At 59.7% G+C, this 19,042-nt stretch carries 15 protein-coding genes; 8 read left to right on the top strand and 7 right to left on the bottom strand.

Translation table 11 applies throughout. From position 1 onward, the window contains the following. Nucleotides 1-6 precede the first annotated feature (6 nt). The 3 genes from IM764_RS07170 to IM764_RS07160 all read left to right on the top strand — a co-directional run bounded on the left by IM764_RS07170 (nt 7) and on the right by IM764_RS07160 (nt 3,026). Nucleotides 7-1,005: an ABC transporter ATP-binding protein gene (locus IM764_RS07170; protein ID WP_370551566.1), complete on the top strand. Its 999-nt coding sequence runs from the start codon at nt 7-9 to the stop codon at nt 1,003-1,005. Beyond that, nucleotides 1,005-1,808 (top strand): ABC transporter permease, encoded by an 804-nt coding sequence (locus IM764_RS07165; protein ID WP_099298725.1) that lies wholly within the window; start codon nt 1,005-1,007, stop codon nt 1,806-1,808. The genes IM764_RS07170 and IM764_RS07165 overlap by 1 nt, the downstream gene beginning before the upstream one ends. A 144-nt stretch (nt 1,809-1,952) precedes the next feature. Next, a complete protein-coding gene (locus IM764_RS07160; RefSeq protein WP_194187459.1) occupies nt 1,953-3,026 on the top strand; it encodes a heme A synthase in 1,074 nt (357 codons plus the stop codon). A 117-nt stretch (nt 3,027-3,143) separates the two neighbouring features. Here IM764_RS07160 and IM764_RS07155 read toward each other — a convergent pair whose 3' ends face one another. Further along, nucleotides 3,144-4,115 carry a heme o synthase gene (locus IM764_RS07155; RefSeq protein ID WP_194187409.1) on the bottom strand — a complete coding sequence of 324 codons (972 nt, stop codon included), beginning with the start codon at nt 4,113-4,115 and terminating at the stop codon, nt 3,144-3,146. Nucleotides 4,116-4,284: 169 nt separating this feature from the next. On the opposite strand from IM764_RS07155, the gene tkt reads away from it, so the two are divergent. From tkt to pgl, 5 genes are all read left to right on the top strand, one after another. Beyond that, complete coding sequence (gene tkt / locus IM764_RS07150) at nt 4,285-6,369, top strand: transketolase (protein ID WP_194187408.1); 2,085 nt, start codon at nt 4,285-4,287, stop codon at nt 6,367-6,369. Between the two features lie 97 nt (nt 6,370-6,466). Then, nucleotides 6,467-7,618: a transaldolase gene (tal, locus tag IM764_RS07145; protein ID WP_194187407.1), complete on the top strand. Its 1,152-nt coding sequence runs from the start codon at nt 6,467-6,469 to the stop codon at nt 7,616-7,618. Between the two features lie 13 nt (nt 7,619-7,631). After that, entirely contained in the window at nt 7,632-9,176 is a 1,545-nt protein-coding gene (gene zwf, locus IM764_RS07140) for a glucose-6-phosphate dehydrogenase (protein ID WP_099298720.1), read from the top strand. 61 nt (nt 9,177-9,237) lie between these two features. Then, nucleotides 9,238-10,293 (top strand): glucose-6-phosphate dehydrogenase assembly protein OpcA, encoded by a 1,056-nt coding sequence (locus IM764_RS07135; RefSeq protein ID WP_099298719.1) that lies wholly within the window; start codon nt 9,238-9,240, stop codon nt 10,291-10,293. A 58-nt stretch (nt 10,294-10,351) separates the two neighbouring features. Beyond that, complete coding sequence (gene pgl / locus IM764_RS07130) at nt 10,352-11,140, top strand: 6-phosphogluconolactonase (protein WP_099298718.1); 789 nt, start codon at nt 10,352-10,354, stop codon at nt 11,138-11,140. A gap of 59 nt (nt 11,141-11,199) precedes the next feature. Here pgl and secG read toward each other — a convergent pair whose 3' ends face one another. From secG to whiA, 6 genes are all read right to left on the bottom strand, one after another. Next, entirely contained in the window at nt 11,200-11,436 is a 237-nt protein-coding gene (gene secG / locus IM764_RS07125; RefSeq protein ID WP_194187406.1) for a preprotein translocase subunit SecG, read from the bottom strand. Nucleotides 11,437-11,545: 109 nt separating this feature from the next. Further along, nucleotides 11,546-14,395: a phosphoenolpyruvate carboxylase gene (ppc, locus tag IM764_RS07120; protein WP_228073518.1), complete on the bottom strand. Its 2,850-nt coding sequence runs from the start codon at nt 14,393-14,395 to the stop codon at nt 11,546-11,548. Between the two features lie 74 nt (nt 14,396-14,469). Beyond that, nucleotides 14,470-15,255 carry a triose-phosphate isomerase gene (gene tpiA / locus IM764_RS07115; protein ID WP_099298715.1) on the bottom strand — a complete coding sequence of 262 codons (786 nt, stop codon included), beginning with the start codon at nt 15,253-15,255 and terminating at the stop codon, nt 14,470-14,472. A gap of 60 nt (nt 15,256-15,315) precedes the next feature. Continuing rightward, nucleotides 15,316-16,527, bottom strand: coding sequence for a phosphoglycerate kinase (gene pgk, locus IM764_RS07110; protein ID WP_194187405.1), 1,212 nt, complete (start codon nt 16,525-16,527; stop codon nt 15,316-15,318). A 267-nt stretch (nt 16,528-16,794) separates the two neighbouring features. Further along, nucleotides 16,795-17,802 carry a type I glyceraldehyde-3-phosphate dehydrogenase gene (gene gap / locus IM764_RS07105; protein ID WP_194187404.1) on the bottom strand — a complete coding sequence of 336 codons (1,008 nt, stop codon included), beginning with the start codon at nt 17,800-17,802 and terminating at the stop codon, nt 16,795-16,797. Between the two features lie 209 nt (nt 17,803-18,011). After that, entirely contained in the window at nt 18,012-18,998 is a 987-nt protein-coding gene (gene whiA, locus IM764_RS07100; protein WP_194187403.1) for a DNA-binding protein WhiA, read from the bottom strand. Nucleotides 18,999-19,042: the final 44 nt, after the last annotated feature.

Raw genomic sequence — 19,042 nt, 5'->3', positions numbered from 1 at the left:
TTCACCGTGACCGATGACAGCTCCCACAAGAACACGCGAAGCAGCGCGGAGGATTCCGCACTGGTCCTGAGCTTGCATTCCGTGGTCAAGCGATTTGGTGAGGAAACCGCCGTCGATGGCCTGGATCTCCACGTCAATCGCGGCGAGGTCTTGGCACTCCTTGGGCCCAACGGCGCGGGTAAGACCACCACCGTGGAATTGTGCGAAGGTTTCTTATCTCCCGACGCAGGCAGCGTCCGCGTTTTCGGTTTAGACCCTTGTGTTCACACTGATGAGGTTCGCGGCCGCATTGGCGTGATGCTCCAGGGTGGCGGAGCCTACCCGGGAGTTCGTGTCGGAGAGATGCTCCGCCTCGTGGCCGCGTATTCAGACAATCCTTTGGACGTGGATTGGCTGTTAGAGACGGTGGGCATGGCGTCGTACATCAAGACCCCGTACCGCCGCCTGTCCGGCGGCCAACAACAACGTCTCTCCCTGGCCTGCGCTCTTGTCGGACGGCCAGAACTGATTTTCCTCGACGAACCCACGGCAGGTCTGGATGCCCAGTCGCGACTGGTGGTCTGGGATCTGGTGCGCTCGCTGCGAAGGGATGGCGTGACCGTAGTACTGACCACACACCTGATGGATGAGGCAGAGGCTCTGGCGGACCGGGTGGTCATCGTGGATCGCGGAACCGTGGTGGCGCAGGGAACTCCTGCGGAGCTGACCAGCAGTGCTGGACAAGGCGGCGCGGAATTACACCAGGTGATTCTGCAGACGGATTCACCCGTGGATGCTCAACAGCTGACGAACAAGCTCTCGCCACGCCTTCCTGGTTTCGCAGTGTCTACGGAGGAGGGGGACCCCACTACCGTGCGCATTGAAGTGGCGGAGGTAACCCCTCGTGGCGTGGCAGAAATCGCCGCTGCTGTGGCAGAACAGGACGTGCTGATCCGGGATCTCAATGTGAACAAGCAAAGTTTGGAAGATATTTTCCTCTTCATTACGGGACGGGAGATCCGCTAATGAGCCAATCTACATCCGTACCTAGCCGCTTTGAGCCGGGCACCTTCACCCCAGATTCGCGGCCTGCCAAGCCCGCCAAAATTCTGCAGGCTCAGGCCACGATGGAATCCATTTTGTTTCTGCGTCACGGCGAGCAGCAATTGCTGTCCCTGGTGATTCCCTTGGTGATGCTCGTCGGCCTGTCTGTGCTGCCGGGTTTGATTCAAGATCGCAACGTGCAGGCTGTCTATCCGATGACGCTGGCCATTGCGCTGATGGGTGCTTCGTTTACTGGCCAGGCAATCGCTGTGGCTTTTGATCGCCGATATGGTGCGTTGAAGCGCATTGGCGCTTCCGGTGTCCCTACCTGGGCCTTGATCGGCGGAAAGGTGTGCGCGGTTGCTGTTGTGGTCTCCGTGCAAGTGGTGATCCTCAGTGTGGTGGCCGCTCTTTTGGGGTGGCGTCCAGACCTGACCGGCATCGTTTTTGCCGTGGTGGTGGGCGTATGCGGAGTGGCAGCATTCACTAGTTTCGGGTTGCTGCTGGGCGGAACACTGAGCTCTGAGATGGTGTTGGCGCTGGCGAACACCATCTGGTTCATCTTCCTTGGCGCGGCTGTATTTACCACTATGGCTGATGGTCTCAGCGATTCCGCTTCCCAACTGATGAAGATCATTCCGTCTGTTGCTTTGACCGATGGCTTCTCCGCAGCGCTCAATGAGGGACGCTTTGACGTGATTTCCGTGCTCATTTTGCTGGTCTGGTCTGTGGTGGGAATCGGCCTGACGTTCAAGCTGTTCAGCTTCACCATGGACACTGACTAATCTTCACGCCCACTTGTCTCGCTCATACTGATAGCGAAAAAGCCCAGCCGGGTTAGCGCATTCGCTACCTCCCCAGATTTCCCCTGAATGGGGAATTGGGTGCCAGCCAGCATCGGCGATAGGCTAGGAAGCGTGGTTCAAACTATGCGAGAACGCGCGCAACTTCAGGAAAACCCGCTGGCACGGGGGCTCGATCGCTTTTATGCTCGGCTCCACGATCTGGATAACTCGTTTGGGTTTCCGCGCCCCGTGAAAATTCCGACGGTCCGCACCCAGCGGATCCTGGCCATCATCTTGTTGATCTGCCAAACCGGCATCACATTCACCGGTTCCCTGGTTCGCGTGACGGGCTCCGGCTTGGGGTGCAACACGTGGCCCGAGTGCCACCCGGGCTCCCTGTTCCCCACTGCTGGTGCCGCCCCGTGGATTCACCAAGCCATCGAGTTCGGCAACCGAATGCTGACCTTTGTGCTGATCATCGCAGCACTGGTGGCCTTCATCGCGGTGCTTCGCGCCGCGCGCAGGCTTTCCATCCTCAACATGGCCTTTGTGCAGGGCTTGGGCATCATCGCTCAGGCGGTCATCGGTGGCATCTCCGTGCGGATGGACCTGACGTGGTGGGTCGTGGCGCTGCACTTCCTGCCGTCCATGCTGTTGGTGTTCTTCGCGGCTGTCCTTGTGGTTCGCATTGGTGAGCCCGATGACGGTGAGCGCGTAGCACTGATGCCTGGCCCTCTAACCGCACTGGCTCACGGTTCTGCAGTCGCACTTGCGTTGGTTCTGATCACGGGCACGTTGGTCACGGGCGCCGGCCCGCATGCCGGCGACGAGGCCATCCTCCCCGAGCACCGTTTTCAGTTCCCGCTGATAGAGATTGCGCAAATTCACGCCCATGGCATGTACCTCTACTTGGGTATCACTGTGGGCCTGCTGGCGGGTCTTTTCGCCCTCCAAGTGGGGCGCAACCTCAAGGTCACCGCCGTGTGGCTCGTGGGCGCCATCGTGCTGCAGGGTGCGATTGGCATCGTCCAGTACTGGCTGGGCGTGCCCACCTGGACGGTTCCCGTCCACGTCCTCGGTTCCGGCCTGACCACTTTGGTGACCGGGTTGTTGTGGGCGCAGCGTAGTCGTCTTCTGGGCGGCGATGCGGCGCATACAGGCTCTCCATTTGCCGACGCCAAGCTCCTCAATCGCGTCGATTATCACGCCAACAGCTAGGTTCTCAGTGACTCTGCGCTAGCCAGTGACTCAACTACGAAGCCCCTTCTCCCGGGCAAAGAATATTCCGGGTGGAAGGGGCTTTCGTGATGGGCCGCACTGTGCAGCCCTCCTTGGCTATAAAGAACCAGAAACGATGGTAAAGAAGTTGTCCCAGCCAAGCACGGCGTCGACAGAAAGGGCAACGAAGAGAACCGACAAGTAGTTGTTGGACAGGAAGAACAACTGCATCGGCTTGACCGGGGTGCCCTTCGTCACGCCGCTGTGCAGGCGCGTGGCCATGATGATGAACCACAAACCGCTGGCCACGGCAGCTGCCGCGTAAATCCAGCTGGCGGCGGGTACCAACAGCAGCGAGGTGATCACTGTGGCCCAGGTGTAAAGCAGGATCTGGCGGGTGACCTCGAGGGGTGGCTTGACGACGGGCATCATTGGTACGCCCGCGGCCTCGTAATCCTCGCGGTAACGCATGCCCAGAGCCCAGGTGTGCGGCGGAGTCCAGAAGAACACGATCATGAATAAGATCAGCGCCTGTGCCCAGGAATGCCAACCAGCAGACAGTGCACCACCGTTGTTATCCGTGATCACGGCCCAGCCAACAGCAACTGGCATGCAGCCTGCAGCGCCGCCCCAAATAACGTTCTGCCAGGTCCGGCGCTTCAGCCACTTGGTGTACACGTAAACGTAGAACCAGATGGTCAACAGGATGAAAAAGCCTGCGAGCAAGGAATGCGCCAGCAGCCACAGCCAGAGGAAACTGGCGATCATCAACACCCAGCCAAAGATGGTCGCGCTGCGTAAGGACACGGATTCCTTGGCCAACGGACGGCGCCTGGTGCGGCGCATCTTCTGGTCAATGTCATAATCCGCCACCATGTTGAAGGTGTTTGCGGATGCTGCGCCCATCCAGCCACCCACTAGGGTGAGCAGGATGAGCCCGAAGTTCACTTCGCCTCGTTCGGCCTGAAGCATCGTCGGGATTGCCGCGACTAGGAGCAATTCAATGACCCTAGGTTTCGTCAAAGCAACGTATGCCTTGACTGTGTCAGCGAACCTATTCACCGAGCGTCTCGCCTCACTTTTCTCCACTTTGCGCAACCTGCTCAATCGTCCTATCTACGCTACCCGAGGACAAGCGAGACAAGAAACAGGCCACCGTTGGCCACGATGAAGCTTAAGAGACTCTAAAATAGTTGGAGTAACAGCGTTTTCCACAACTTGACGGACTCTTGACTGTGTCTGCAGAAAGGCGAATTCAGTGACTCTCTCCCCTGAACTTGCAGCCCTCACCGTACGCAATTACCCCGAAGATTGGACCGAGACGGACACTCGTGCTGTCGACCTCACCCGCGTGCTGGCTGCAGATGCCGTGGAGCGGTGCGGATCCGGCCACCCAGGCACCGCAATGAGCCTGGCGCCTTTGGCTTACACCTTGTACCAGCGCGTTCTGCGCCACGACCCACGTGATCCGCACTGGGTGGGACGCGATCGCTTCGTCCTTTCCGCCGGACACTCTTCCCTGACGCAGTACATCCAGCTGTACTTGGGTGGTTTTGGCCTCGAGGTGGAAGACCTGCAGGCTCTGCGCACGTGGGGTTCTAAGACCCCTGGCCACCCTGAGGTGCACCACACCGACGGCGTGGAGATCACCACCGGGCCACTGGGACAGGGACTAGCTTCTGCGGTGGGCATGGCGATGGCTTCTCGCCGCGAGCGCGCACTGTTCGACCCAAACGCTGCTGAAGGTCAGTCCCCTTTCGATCACTACATCTACGTCATCGCTTCCGATGGCGATATGCAGGAAGGTGTGACGGGCGAGGCTAGCTCCATCGCCGGCACCCAGCAGTTGGGCAACCTCATCGTCTTCTGGGATGACAACGGCATCTCCATCGAGGACGAGACCACCATCGCCTTTAATGAGGACGTGGTGAAGCGCTACGAGGCGTACGGTTGGCAGACCCTCGAGGTGACCGGCGAGGATGTAGAGGGCATTCTCGATGCCGTGGAGAAGGCGCAGGCCGAAACCTCTCGCCCCACGTTCATCCGCCTGCGCTCTGTGATCGCCTACCCTGCACCGAACGCCATGAACACGGGTGCATCCCACGGAGCGGCGCTGGGTGCCGAGGAGATCAGCGAGATCAAGCAGGAGCTGGGCTTCACAGACCAGCCATTCCCTGTTGAGGACAACGTCATCAACCACACCCGCGAGCTGCAGCAGCGCGGGTCTGATGCACACGCTGATTGGAATGAGCAGTTTGACAAGTGGGCTGAGGCAAACCCAGAGAACAAGCAGCTCTTTGATCGTCTTTTCGCTCGCGAGCTGCCTGCTGATCTCACTGCGGACATGCCTACGTGGGAAGCTGGCGAGTCCATCGCCACCCGGAAGGCCTCCGAGGCCAGCTTGCAGGCCTTGGGTGCAGCTATGCCTGAGCTGTGGGGTGGCTCCGCCGATCTCGCCGGCTCCACCAACACCATCATCAAAGGTTCCTCATCCTTCGGCCCTGAGGCCATCACCACCCGCAAGTTCACCGCCGAGCCCGGCGGCCGCAACCTGCACTTCGGCATTCGCGAGCACGCGATGGCAGCGATCCTCAACGGCATCGCCTTGCACGGACCAACACGCCCCTACGGCGCGACGTTCCTGCAGTTTTCCGATTACGCCCGCGGTGCGGTTCGTTTGGGCGCGTTGATGAAGTCCGACGTCTACCACGTGTGGACCCACGACTCGATTGGTCTGGGCGAAGATGGCCCGACCCACCAGCCTGTTGAGCACCTCGCTGCCCTGCGAGCGATCCCTCACCTGTACGTCATCCGTCCGGCGGATGCGAATGAAACCGCTGCCGGTTGGGTGCAGGCGCTGAAGGCTCCTGAGTCACCGAAGGCCCTGGTGTTGACTCGCCAGAACGTACCTGTGCTGGAGGGAACCAAGGATAAGGCGGCCGAAGGTGTGGCACGCGGTGCCTACATCTTGCGCGAGGCATCCTCCGGCACGCCGGAGGTGATCCTTCTGGCGACCGGCTCCGAGGTGCAGCTGGCCGTAGAAGCCGCTGAGACTCTCGAAGGTGAGTCCATCCCAACTCGCGTGGTCTCCGTTCCATGTATGGAATGGTTCCTCGAGCAGGATCAGGCATACATCGATTCCGTGCTTCCTCCAGAAGTCACTGTCCGCGTGTCCGTGGAGGCCGGTATCGCCATGCCGTGGTTCCGCTTCACCGGCACCAAGGGCCGGAACGTGTCCTTGGAGCATTACGGTGCTTCCGCTGACTACCAGACATTGTTCAGGGAGTTCGGTATCACCGCAGACGCTGTAGTTGCAGCAGCGAGGGAATCCCGCGAGGCCTAACCGCAGCGTGACTGACGCTGTGTAACCCTCCCCTCCCTGTCGAGGCGGAGGGTTTTTCATTACCATCGAACGTTAGCCCCCGTCGTGAAAGGTCAGCATGAATACTCCAGTGTCACCACGCATTCCGCAGCCCGAAGCCCTCACCCCTCCCCAGCCGGTGAGCGATCTGGAACAGGTGGGAACGTCTGTTTGGCTGGATGACCTGTCTCGCAATCGGATTGAGTCCGGCAACCTCGCCGACGTCATTGAGAACAAGGGCGTGGTGGGAGTGACTACCAACCCAGCGATCTTCGCCAAGGCGATGTCCCAAGGCACTGCCTATGACGCGCAGATCAGTGAACTGTCCGAACAGAAGGTTCCAGCCAGTTCCGCAGTGTTTGCCATGGCCATTGACGACGTGCGCGCAGCCTGTGATGTCTTCGCGCCTATCTTCAACGCCACCGATGGCAAGGACGGTCGCGTGTCATTGGAAGTCGATCCACGTCTAGCAAGTGACCGCGAGGCTACTGTTGCCCAGGCCAAGGACCTTGCCGGAGCGGTTGAGCGCGACAACCTCATGGTGAAGATTCCCGCCTCGGAAGAATGCCTTCCAGCCATCACCGATGTGCTTAGTGCCGGAATTAGCGTGAACGTCACTCTGATCTTCTCCGTGGCACGTTACCGCCAAGTTATGCAGGCGTTCGTCGACGGAATCAAGCTGGCAGAGAGCAATGGACATGACATCTCCAAGATCCACTCCGTGGCCAGCTTCTTCGTGTCCCGCGTGGACTCTGAAATCGACAAGCGCCTGGACACGATTGGCAGCGATGCAGCCAACCAGCTCAAGGGCAAGGCCGGTATCGCCAATGCACGGATGGCCTATGCAGCTTTCCAAGACATCCTGGTGAAAAACCCGGAATGGAAGACGCTTGAAGACAAGGGAGGACGTATTCAGCGCCCGCTGTGGGCGTCGACCTCGGTGAAGAACCCGGACTACCCAGACACCATGTACGTGACCGAGTTGGCCGGACCCAACACTGTCAACACGATGCCTGAAGACACCTTGGATGCGACCATCGATCACGGCGAAGTCCACGACGATGCATTGGCACCGAACGTGGACAGTGCCCAGCAGATTTTCCACGATCTTGATGAGATCGGCATCGATCTGTGCGACGTGTGGGAAGTCCTCGAAGACGAAGGTGTGCAAAAGTTCGTGGACTCGTGGGACGAGCTGCTGCAGACGATTAGTCTCCAGCTGAATAAGTAATATAGTTATCGGCATGTTAACTCCGGATCCCGAGCAGTGGCACAACCCCCTGCGTGACGAATTCGATAAGCGTCTCCCCCGCATTGCAGGTCCTTCCGGCCTCGTGATCTTTGGAGTGACCGGCGACTTGGCGCGCAAAAAGCTCCTTCCTGCCGTCTATGACCTCGCCAATCGAGGTTTGCTCCCCGCTGGCTTCAGCATGGTTGGCTACGGACGCCGCGATTGGACCAAGGAAGAGTTCGAGGCCCAGGTCAAGACGGCCGTCCAGGAGCGCGCTCGTACCCACTGGCGCGAAGAAGTATGGGAGCGTCTGGCGGAAGGCATCTTTTTCGTCAAGGGCGATTTCGTCACTGACGAGGCCTTCGATGATCTCGCGGCCAAGACCCGCGAGATCGACGAAACCCGTGGTACCGCAGGGAACTGGGCGTACTACCTGTCTGTGCCTCCCGAGCACTTCACCAACGTCTGTAACCAGTTGGAACGCAGTGGCCTAGCCGATGGCAACGAATCAGGTGGATGGCGCCGCGTGGTCATCGAAAAGCCCTTCGGGCACGACGAACGCTCCGCCCGCGAGCTCAACGAAATCGTCAACAGCGTATTCCCCGAGTCCAGCGTTTTCCGCATAGACCACTACCTAGGCAAGGAAACAGTGCAGAACATCTTGGCGCTGCGCTTTGCCAACCAGTTGTTCGATCCGCTGTTTAATAGCCACTACATCGACCACGTGCAGATCACGATGGCAGAAGACATTGGGTTGGGCGGACGCGCCGGCTACTACGACGGCATTGGCGCCGCACGCGACGTGATGCAAAACCACCTGCTGCAACTACTGGCATTGGTGGCTATGGAAGAGCCGGTGGAGTTTAGCCCTACCGAGCTGCAGTCTGAAAAGCTCAAAGTGCTCCGAGCGACCCACCCCGTGGGGCCTTTCTCCAAGTCCACCGCCCGCGGCCAGTACACCAGCGGTTGGCAGGGTTCTCAGCACGTGGTGGGCCTGCGTCAGGAGGAAGGATTCGATCCGGAATCCACCACCGAAACCTACGCAGCTGCCACGTTCGAGATCTCCTCACGCCGTTGGGGTGGCGTGCCCTTCTACCTGCGTACCGGCAAGCGCTTGGGGCGCCGTGTCACGGAGATCGCGCTGGTATTCAAAGAAGCACCTCACCTGCCGTTCGGCCCCGGACAGACCACCGCCCAGGGCAACAACATGCTGGTCATTCGCGTACAGCCGGATGAAGGCGTGTTGATGCGCTTTGGTTCCAAGGTGCCTGGGTCCGAAATGGAAGTCCGTGACGTGAACATGGACTTCTCCTACTCCGAGGCCTTCACAGAAGAATCCCCAGAGGCTTACGAACGCCTTATCTTGGATGTACTCCTTGACGAAGCGAGCCTGTTTCCTACCAACCAAGAGGTGGAACAGTGCTGGCGTATTCTCGATCCGATCCTCGAGCACTGGGCTCTGCACGGACGCCCAGACGACTACCCGGCGGGCACGTGGGGTCCACGCTCTGCAGACGAGATGCTGCAGCGTAGTGGGCGGACGTGGCGTCGACCTTAACGGTTCACACACAAGCACCTACACACCGCACCGATCACCCAAGGACAGCGAGCACACGTTCATGATCATTGATCTGGCCAACACCAAGACCCACGCCATCACCACCCGCCTGCGGGAACTACGCGAAGAGCGCGGCGAGGTGGCCACCGGCCGCGTCTTGACGTTCATCGTGGTGGTCAACGCTGCCGAAGGGCACTCCGCCCACCTCGACCGGGTCATTGAATCCACCTACGACGCCTCCCGCGAGCACCCTGCACGCGTGATCGTGCTGGTCAGCCACCGCGATGTGGAGGAAACCCGCTTGGATGCAGAGATCCGCCTGGGCGGCGATGCCGGCGCCTCAGAGATCATCGTGATGCACCTCAACGGCGAGCTCAGCGCCCAACGCGCCAACGTTGTCACTCCCCTGCTGCTGCCGGATACTCCCGTGGTGGTGTGGTGGCCCGCGAATGCGCCACGTAATCCGTCGGCCGACCCGATCGGCGCCCTGGCGACTCGTCGTATCACCGATTCCTTTTTCGACGCAGACTCCGATGCCATCTACCGCCGTCGCATGACCTACACGCCGGGCGATTCGGACTTGGTGTGGAGCCGGATCACCCTCTGGCGAGGATTGCTGGCATCCACGCTGGATCAGCCGCCGCACGAAGAAATTCTCAGCGCACAGGTCCACGGTCCTGAGGGCGAACCCTCGATCGACATTGCCGCAGGGTGGCTCGCCGACCGGCTGGATGTCCCCGTGACCAGGCACGTGCGGGACACGGACTCCTCCCGGGACTGCGTGTCTGTATACAAGGTAGAACTGCAGCGCACAGATAGCTCCATCGTGGTGGAGGAAGTCAATGCCACCACCGTGTCTGTGACCGTGAGTAGAGACGGCGAGGACAAGCAGTCCTTCGTCACGATGTCCCGCCGCGTGACCGGTGATTGCCTAGCTGAGGAGCTGCGCCATCTGGATCCCGATCGCGCGTTTGGGCACGCCTTGCGCGGTTTGGTGAGAGTCAACCGTCCGGACCGACGCGGTATGTACAGTAAGGCTATGCGCGCCAACAGCGAGTACTTCGATGGCCCGGCACATGCAGGAGATTCTGCGTACGACCAGGCGTCCATGCGCTAGCTTTACTAGTTACTGGCTGTGGGCGTGGCCGTAATTGCCTTGGGAAAGGAAGATTGTCATGACCCAGCGGACTGTTAAGCGCTTCCGGGATGACGATGCCGTGGCGACTGGCGTGGCCCGGAGCTTGGTCCACACTATTTCTGAGCTGCAGCGCAACGGTGGAACTGTCACAGATGATGGCATGGTGCGATTGGTACTCACTGGTGGATCCGTGGGTATCGGGACTTTGCGCCAGCTGCTGATGCTTGACCATGCGGCCAAGGCCAGCGCGGAAGACTTCCCCGTGGCGGCGATCGATTGGGATCGCGTCATCATCTTCTTTGGTGACGAGCGCTTTGTTGCCGCCGACGACGCTGAGCGTAACGAGGTGCAGGCGCGTCAAGCGCTGCTGGATCACGTGGATATGCCCCGCTCGAACATCATCAGCTACGCAGCTCCCGCTGCGGACGAGGCTTTCGATGGCGATGCCTTGGACCGAGCGGCCGTGTCCTACGCACACATGATTGAGCGTGAGGCTCCGGACGGCTTCGATATTCACCTGTTGGGCATGGGTCCGGAAGGCCACGTCAACTCGCTATTCCCCCACACTCCGGAGTTGCTGGATCCGCAGTCTGCAGTAGCTGCGGTACGCGAGTGCCCGAAGCCGCCCGCAAACCGAGTGACCTTGGCGCTCCCTGCGGTAAATAGCTCTCAGCGGGTGTGGCTGGTGATTGCCGGCGCAGAAAAGAAGGAAGCCGCCGAGCACGCGCTGGCGGCTGATTCCAGTGGCCAGTGGCCTGCAGGAATGGTTTCCGGAACAGCAGAGACTGTCCTATGGGTGGACGCGGCTGCGGATCCGGAAAGCTAGATTGCAGCAAAAAAGGGGCAGGAAGATTTTTCTTCCTGCCCCTTTTTTTGAGGTGCCGATTAAAGGTTGAAGTTCAGCACCAAGTTCAGTCCGACGATGGACAGGAACCACAACACGGCCGTGACGATGGTCAGGCGGTCCAGGTTCTTCTCAGCCACCGTGGAGCCGGACAGATTGGATTGCATTCCGCCACCGAAAACGGCGGACAGGCCGCCACCCTTGCCCTTGTGCAAGAGCACGGAGAATCCCATGAGCAGGCTGGTGATCACCAAAATGATCTGCAGTGTGAGGATCAATGTCCTACCTTTGTTTCACATCGTCGACTATCAACTGGTTCATGTTATCAGCAAACGCGCCCATGCCGCTAAGAATGACGCGGGCGCGTTGTGCAGGATTGGGTTCGCTCTAGCCGGAGTTGCGCAGCGCGGTGGCCAGACCGTTCATCGTCAGCTGGATCCCGATGCGGATCTTATGGGAATCATCGCCCTCGCGGAAGCGCCTCAACAACTCCACCTGCAACAGGTTCAGCGGAACCAGGTACGGGAAGCGATTACGCACAGAGTTTGCTAGTTCCGGGTTCTCCGCGAGCAGAGAGTGCTGATCAGTGACCTTTTGGAACACATCCACCGTGGTGGTGTACTCCTCGCGGATGATTCCAAAGATCCGGGCAGCATCCTCCTTATCGGCCACCAGTGAGGAATAGAGCTCGGCCAAGGACATGTCTACCTTCGCCATCACCTGCGCCATGTTGGCCATCACAGATTGGAAGAATGGCCACCGCTGATGCAGTTCGCGCAGGAAAGCCAAGCGCTCCTCTGGGCTGCCTTGAACCGACGTGCCCGATTCCAACCACCGGCTGATCGCGCTACCGACTCCGAACCAGCCCGGCAGCATGACGCGAGACTGTGACCAACTCAGCACCCACGGAATGGCGCGCAAGTCGGTGATTGCTTCGGTCTGCTTCCTGGAAGACGGACGCGAGCCGATGTTCAAGCTACCGATCTCCTCCAGCGGCGTGGACGCAGTGAAGTAGTCGATAAAGCCCGGATCGTTGTGCATCAACGCGGCGTAGGAGGTCAGCGAAAAGTCGCTGATTTCCTTCATCGTGGCGTAAGCCCGTTCGGTGTCCTCTGGTGCAGGTATGGGCAGCAGGCTGGCCTCCAGCGTGGCTGAGGCAAGCGCCTCCAAATTCCGGCGGGCATTCGCCCTATCGCCGTACTTCGCGGAGATGATCTCGCCCTGTTCCGTGATTCGCAGAGATCCTTGGACAGCACCTTCGGGTTGGGCGAGGATGGCGTCGTAAGAAGGACCGCCACCACGACCCACCGTGCCGCCGCGGCCATGGAAGAGACGAAGCCGCACGTCGGCCTGCTTCGCAGCCTGGACGAGTTCCAGCTCGGCATCGAACAGGGCCCAGTTGGCGGCGAAATAGCCACCGTCCTTGTTGGAATCCGAATAGCCCAGCATGACTTCCTGCTGGTTATCCAACTGGGAGACGTACGCACGGTAGAAAGGCAGGGCCCACAGTTCCTGCATGATGCCAGCACCAGCCTGCAGGTCCTCGATGGTCTCGAAAAGCGGGATGACATCCACCGACCCGGTGGGCTGTTCGCCCTGCGCGTTGAAGAGACCGACTTCCTTCAGCAGGATCATCGGCTCGAGGATGTCAGAGACGGAGGTGGTCATGGAGACGATGCAGTGCGGCACCGCTTCCCTACCGAAACGCTCCGTGGCAAAAGCTGCAGCGCGGAAGATGCCTAGTTCACGCTCAGTAACTTCGGACCATTCTGCAGCAGAATCCGTGAGCGGACGCGGGTGAGACAGCTCGGCGACCAGCAAGGACACCTTCTCCTTCTCGTCCAATTCGGCGTAGTTGTCCGAGACCCCAGCACGGGAGAAGAGTTCCGTGAGCACTTCTTCGAAGGTCTCAGAATTCTGCCGCAGATCCAGACCGTAGAGGTGGAAGCCGAAGCTGTGCACGGAGGAGACCAGCTCGGCGAGTGCATCGTCAGCCAGCGTGGGATCGATACCTGCGCGCAGGGAGCGATCCACCACCGCGATGTCCGTCAGGAATTCCTCCGGATCCGCGTAAGGCTCATGGCTTTCGTGCACGCCACCGGGCATGATCGGTGTTCCCAAATTGCGCACGGCCGTGGCGGCGATGCGGCCGCGCATACCGTGCAGTGCGCGCCGGTAGGGCTCGTCGATGCGGGAAGGAACGTCGTTGTGCCCCCGCTCCGCCAATGCCTCCAACTCGCGTGTGACCTCAGAAATGCGGGTGGACAGGCTTAGTTCCTGTTCCAGCTTGTAGAGGATCTTGCCGTAGCGCTCGAAGATTGTTTGCGCGGCCAGCGATGTGGCTTGTTCCACTGTCTCCGCGGTCACGTATGGGTTTCCATCGTGATCGCCACCGATCCACGAGCCGGGGCGAATCATCGCCGGGGCGGAAGTCTGATCCCCGAACCGTTGCTTAACGTTATTAACCACGTCTCGGTTAATGGAGGGGATCTCTTCGAGCAGGCTCAGAGAGTAGTAACGCAGACCCACCTTGATCTCGTCCTCGATGCGCGGGCGCACGCTGCGGATCAATGCCGTCTGCCAGAGAACGGTAATGCGACGGCGAATGAATTTGGTGATCTCTTCCAGTTGCTGCTGGCTGCGGGCCGTGGTGCCCGCGTTGAGGATGCGTCCCCGGCGCCGCATGTAGTGGGCGATGTCCGCCTGCACGTCAAATACTGTCCGACGTCGCGTCTCCGTGGGGTGCGCGGTCATGACCGGTGCCACGTAGATGTGTTCCATCGTGTCGGAGACGGCTTCCGGCGAGACCTGGTTTTCCTCGAGCTTTTTCCACGTGTATTCCAGCGTGGACGGTGGCGCTGGCTTGCCCTCATCGATGGCTATATCCCGTAAGCGCTCTGCGTAGAGATCCTCGGCGAGATTGGCCAACAACGCGAAGTGAGAAAAGGCACGAATGACCGGGAGCGCGTTTTCCACCTCCATGTTGGCGAACTGCTCGGCCAGCTCAAGAGCGCTGAGTTCGCCGTAGCGCACATCCAAGGAGGTGGTGCGGATGTTTTCGATTAGGTTGAAGACGTACTCGCCCTCTTGTTCGCGGATGACATCGCCCAAGATTGCACCCAGGTAGCGGATGTCTTCGCGAATGGGTGGGTTGATGGAAGGAGCCTCGGAAGACTCCGTCGCAACTGGAATGATCGTTCCCGGGATCGTTTGATGTTCTGGAGTTTCTGCGGCCATGAGGTGTCCTTCCACCTGGTCGTGTGAGGGTGCGCCCCCAGATTGCCGTGGGCGCGGGCTAAACTAGTGCAGGTCTATTGCACGGCCTTGGCGGCCGCGGCCACCAGACCAGCGAAGTCTTTGCCGTCCAAGCTGGCGCCGCCGACGAGTCCACCGTCGACGTCAGGCTGCGAAACAATCTCGCCCACGGAATCGGACTTCACGGAGCCTCCGTAGAGAATGCGCAGATCCTCGGCGGTCTCGGCGCTAGCCATCTGGCCGATGAGTTCGCGGATAGCCTTGCACACTTCTTGTGCGTCAGCGGCAGAAGCTACCTTGCCGGTGCCGATTGCCCACACTGGTTCGTAGGCGATAACCACCTGAGCCAGCTGCTCGGCGCTCAGTCCCTCGAGAGAGGCTCGTGTCTGATCCACCACGTACTGGACGTGTTCCCCTGCTTCGCGAACCTCCAGCGGCTCGCCCACGCAGACGATGGGCTGCATTGACTGGGACAGGGCTGCCTTGGCCTTGTTTGCCACAACTTCGTTGGACTCGTTGTGGTACTGGCGACGCTCTGAGTGCCCCACGACCACCCACGTGCATCCCAGAGCGGAGAGCATGTCCGCGGAAACTTCGCCGGTGTACGCACCGGACTTGTGCTCGGAGATGTCTTGTGCACCGTAGGTGATGAGCATCTTGTCTGCGTCCACCAGGGTCTGCACGCTGCGGATGTCGGTGAACGGAGGAATGAACGCTACGTCCACGTGGTCGTAATAATCCTTGGGCAGGGAGAAGTCGAACTTCTGCACCACGTGGATTGCTTCCTTGTGGTTGAGGTGCATCTTCCAATTGCCCGCGATCAGTGGGGTGCGCTTAGCCATGCGGAGCTCCTTCTAAGAGGTGTGTCAGAGGTTCACGAATTGTGTGAAGTGAACGAGGGATTAGGACTCAAGGACGGATACGCCCGGGAGTTCCTTGCCCTCGAGGTATTCCAGGGATGCGCCGCCACCGGTGGAGATGTGGCTGAAGCCTCCTTCATCCAATCCCAGGGTGCGTACGGCCGCTGCGGAGTCTCCGCCGCCGACCACGGAGAATGCGCCATTGGAGGTTGCGGAGATGATGGATTCCGCCACTCCCCGGGTGCCTGCGGCGAAGTTCTCGAATTCAAATACGCCCATGGGACCATTCCAGAAGATGGTCTGAGCCTGGTTCAAGATCTCCGCGAATTCCTTGACGGACTCGGGTCCGATGTCCAGGCCCATCCAGCCTGCGGGAATGGAATCCACGGCTACCGTGCGGTGATCGGCATCCTTGGCGAAGGCCTCCGCCACTTCTACGTCCTTCGGCAGGACAATGGAATCTCCAAAGCGATCCAGCAGATCCTTGCAGGTATCGATCATGTCTTCCTGCAACAGTGATCCGCCAACTTCGTAACCTTGCGCGGCCAAGAAGGTGAAGCACATTCCGCCACCGATGATCAGGTTGTCCACCTTAGGAGCCAAAGCTTCGATCACGCCGAGCTTGTCAGACACCTTGGAGCCGCCGAGTACCACGGCGTAAGGGTGTGCTGGCTCGTCAGAGACCTTCTTAAGTACCTCAAGTTCGGTCTCCACCAAGCCACCGGCGTAGTGAGGAAGCTTCTTGGCGACGTCGTACACAGATGCCTGCTTGCGGTGAACTACGCCGAAACCATCAGAGACGAAAGCGCCGTTGTCTGCGGTCAACGCAGCCAAAGCGTCTGCAAACTCGGCACGCTCGTCTTCCAGCTTGGAAGTTTCGCGAGGATCGAAGCGCACGTTTTCCAGCAGCAGAATATCGCCATCATCCAGTCCGTTAGCGCGCTCGTGCGCATCCTCACCGGTGACATCGGCGGCGAGTGGCACGTACATATCCAGGCGCTCAGACAGAGCCTCAGCGACAGGAGCCAAAGAGAACTCAGGGTTAGCCTCGCCCTTCGGGCGGCCGAGGTGAGCGGTGACGATGACGCGAGCGCCGGCATCGAGGAGTGCGCGCAACGTCGACACGGAAGCATCAATTCGGCCGGGATCGGTGATGTTACCGTCGGACAAAGGAACGTTGAGGTCAGAACGCACGAGGACGTGGCGTCCTTCAACGCCCTCTGCGATGAGATCCTGAACGGTCTTGACTGCCATGTCTGCTCCTTGAAATGAAGTGTGTGTGCGACTTCAGCACGAGCCGAAGGTCGAGTTCTTTCGTTTACGCCCCTTTAGTCTACGAACTATCGGGACGACGGTGCGGTTGCCACCACGTATGGGTGACGATGTGTGAATAATCGCTAAAAGAAATCCGAGGTAAAGGCACCTCCCGAAACCTAGCTTCGGTCAGTTCTTTCCTCGGAAGTCGCCCAGTAGCGAGGCTGTTCCTGCCACGCTGCCAAGCCTGCGATGTAAGTGAGTCTCTTAGAGACGCTCGCCCACGTAGACGGTCAGATCAACGAGACGGTTGGAGTAGCCCCACTCGTTGTCGTACCAAGACACAACCTTGACCTGGTTGTCGATGACCTTGGTCAGTCCGGAATCGAAGACGGAAGAGTGTGGATCCGTGACGATGTCGGTGGAGACCAGTGGCTCGTCGTTGGAGTAAGACAGGATGCCCTTCAGCTCGCCCTCGGCAGCCTTCTTGAGAGCAGCGTTGACAGCCTCGACAGTGACTGGCTTCTTCGCCTCAAACGTCAGGTCCGTGACGGAACCGGTGATGACGGGAACGCGCACCGCGTAACCATCCAGCTTGCCCTTGAGCTGTGGAAGAACCAGAGCAACAGCCTTGGCAGCGCCGGTAGAGGTAGGAACCAAGTTGACGGCTGCAGCGCGGGCGCGACGAAGATCCTTGTGCGGAGCATCGTGCAGGCGCTGGTCACCAGTATACGCGTGGATGGTGGTCATCAGACCACGCTCGATGCCGAACTCGTCATCCAGCACCTTGGCCATAGGAGCCAAGCAGTTAGTGGTGCAGGATGCGTTGGAGATGATGTTGTGCTTCTCCGTATCGTAATCAGTGTGGTTCACACCCATCACGAAAGTGGCATCCTCGTTCTTCGCAGGAGCGGAGATGATGACCTTTTTGGCACCGGCATCGATGTGGGCCTTGGCAGCCTCTGCGTCGGTAAAGAAGCCGGTGGACTCAATGACCACGTCAGCTCCCAGATCTGCCCACTTGAGGTTCTTCGGCTCGCGCTCCGCAGAAACGGCGATACGCTTTCCGTCGACGGTGATGGACTCATCGTCGTAGGTAACGTCCGCATCCAGGCGGCCGACGACGGAATCGTACTTCAGCAGGGTGGACAGGGTCTTGTTGTCGGTGAGGTCGTTGATACCAACGATCTCAATCTCGGCTCCGTTTGCGCGTGCTGCGCGGAAGAAGTTGCGACCAATACGGCCAAATCCGTTGATACCTACGCGAATTGTCACGTCGTGGGCTCCTATTCAATGTTTGAGTTTGAGGTCATCACTGCACATTTTGTCTCGTATGAACTACTCAGTGAATCTCTTCTCACAGTGACACTTTCGACACTACCTAGGTCACAAAAGGTCTGCAGAAGAACATGCACCCGGTTTCGGGCGACAGTGTGCAACCCCAGATATCCACCACCGAATGGAGCATGGGAACTAATCTAGTACTAATCCATATCGTGGAAAAGTTCCTCCGTCACCGCGATGTTCGTATCTTCCACTCCCAGCTCTTCGGCGCGCTTGTCCGCCATCGTCAACAGGCGGCGGATACGCCCGGCAACGGCATCCTTGGTCATGGCCGGCTCGGCGAGTTGCCCCAGCTCTTCCAAAGAAGACTGGCGGTGCGCCACACGGAGCTGGCCAGCTTGAGCCAAATGCTGTGGCACATCGTCGCCCAGCAGTTCCAGGGCACGTTCGACGCGAGCAGCAGCAATAACCGCGGCCCGGGCAGAACGGCGCAGGTTGGCGTCGTCAAAGTTCGCCAAACGGTTCGCCTTTGAACGGGCTTCGCGGCGCATGCGCTGCTCTTCCCACTTCAACCGCGTATCGCGGGCACCCATGAGGTTGAGCAAGGCATCGATGGAGTCTCCGTCGCGGACGATGACGCGGTGCACACCCCTAGCTTCCTTCGTCTTGGCCGTGACATCGATGCGCCGAGCGGCCCCCACTAGCGCCAGTGCCGCCTCGTTGCTTGGGGTGGTGACCTCCATGGCAGAGGAACGTCCGGGCTCGGTCAGCGACCCGTGCGCGAGGAACGCTCCACGCCACGCAGCCACGCACTGATCACGCGTGCCGCCGATGATGAATCGCGGCAAGCCACGCACGGGGCGCCCCGCACGGTCAATCAATTCCGCGCGGCGTGCCAGCTCCGTGCCCCCTTGCGCCCATCGCAGCACGTAGCGGGAATTTTTCCGCAGGTTATTTGAGCCAATGACCTGGACTTCCGCCTCGAGGTTGAACAGCTGCTCCACGAAGCTCGCGATGCGCCGAGCGGTGGCCGAGGAATCGACTTCTGCTTCCACCACGATCTGCCCGCCCACCAGGTGCAGTCCTGCGCAATAACGCAGCAAGCTGGAGACCTCGGCGGTCATTACGTCTGTACGACTGACGTTGACTTGAGCTAGTTCAGCCTTAACCTCTGCGGTAAGAGCCACGATTGGCCACGTCCTTTCGAAGAATTGTCGATCTTGACGGTATC

The sequence above is a fragment of the Corynebacterium sp. ED61 genome (assembly GCF_015233855.1).
GTDB classification, from domain to species: domain Bacteria; phylum Actinomycetota; class Actinomycetes; order Mycobacteriales; family Mycobacteriaceae; genus Corynebacterium; species Corynebacterium dentalis.
The sequence above is the reverse complement of the archived record's forward strand: the minus strand, read 5'-3'. Positions and strand labels throughout refer to the sequence as shown.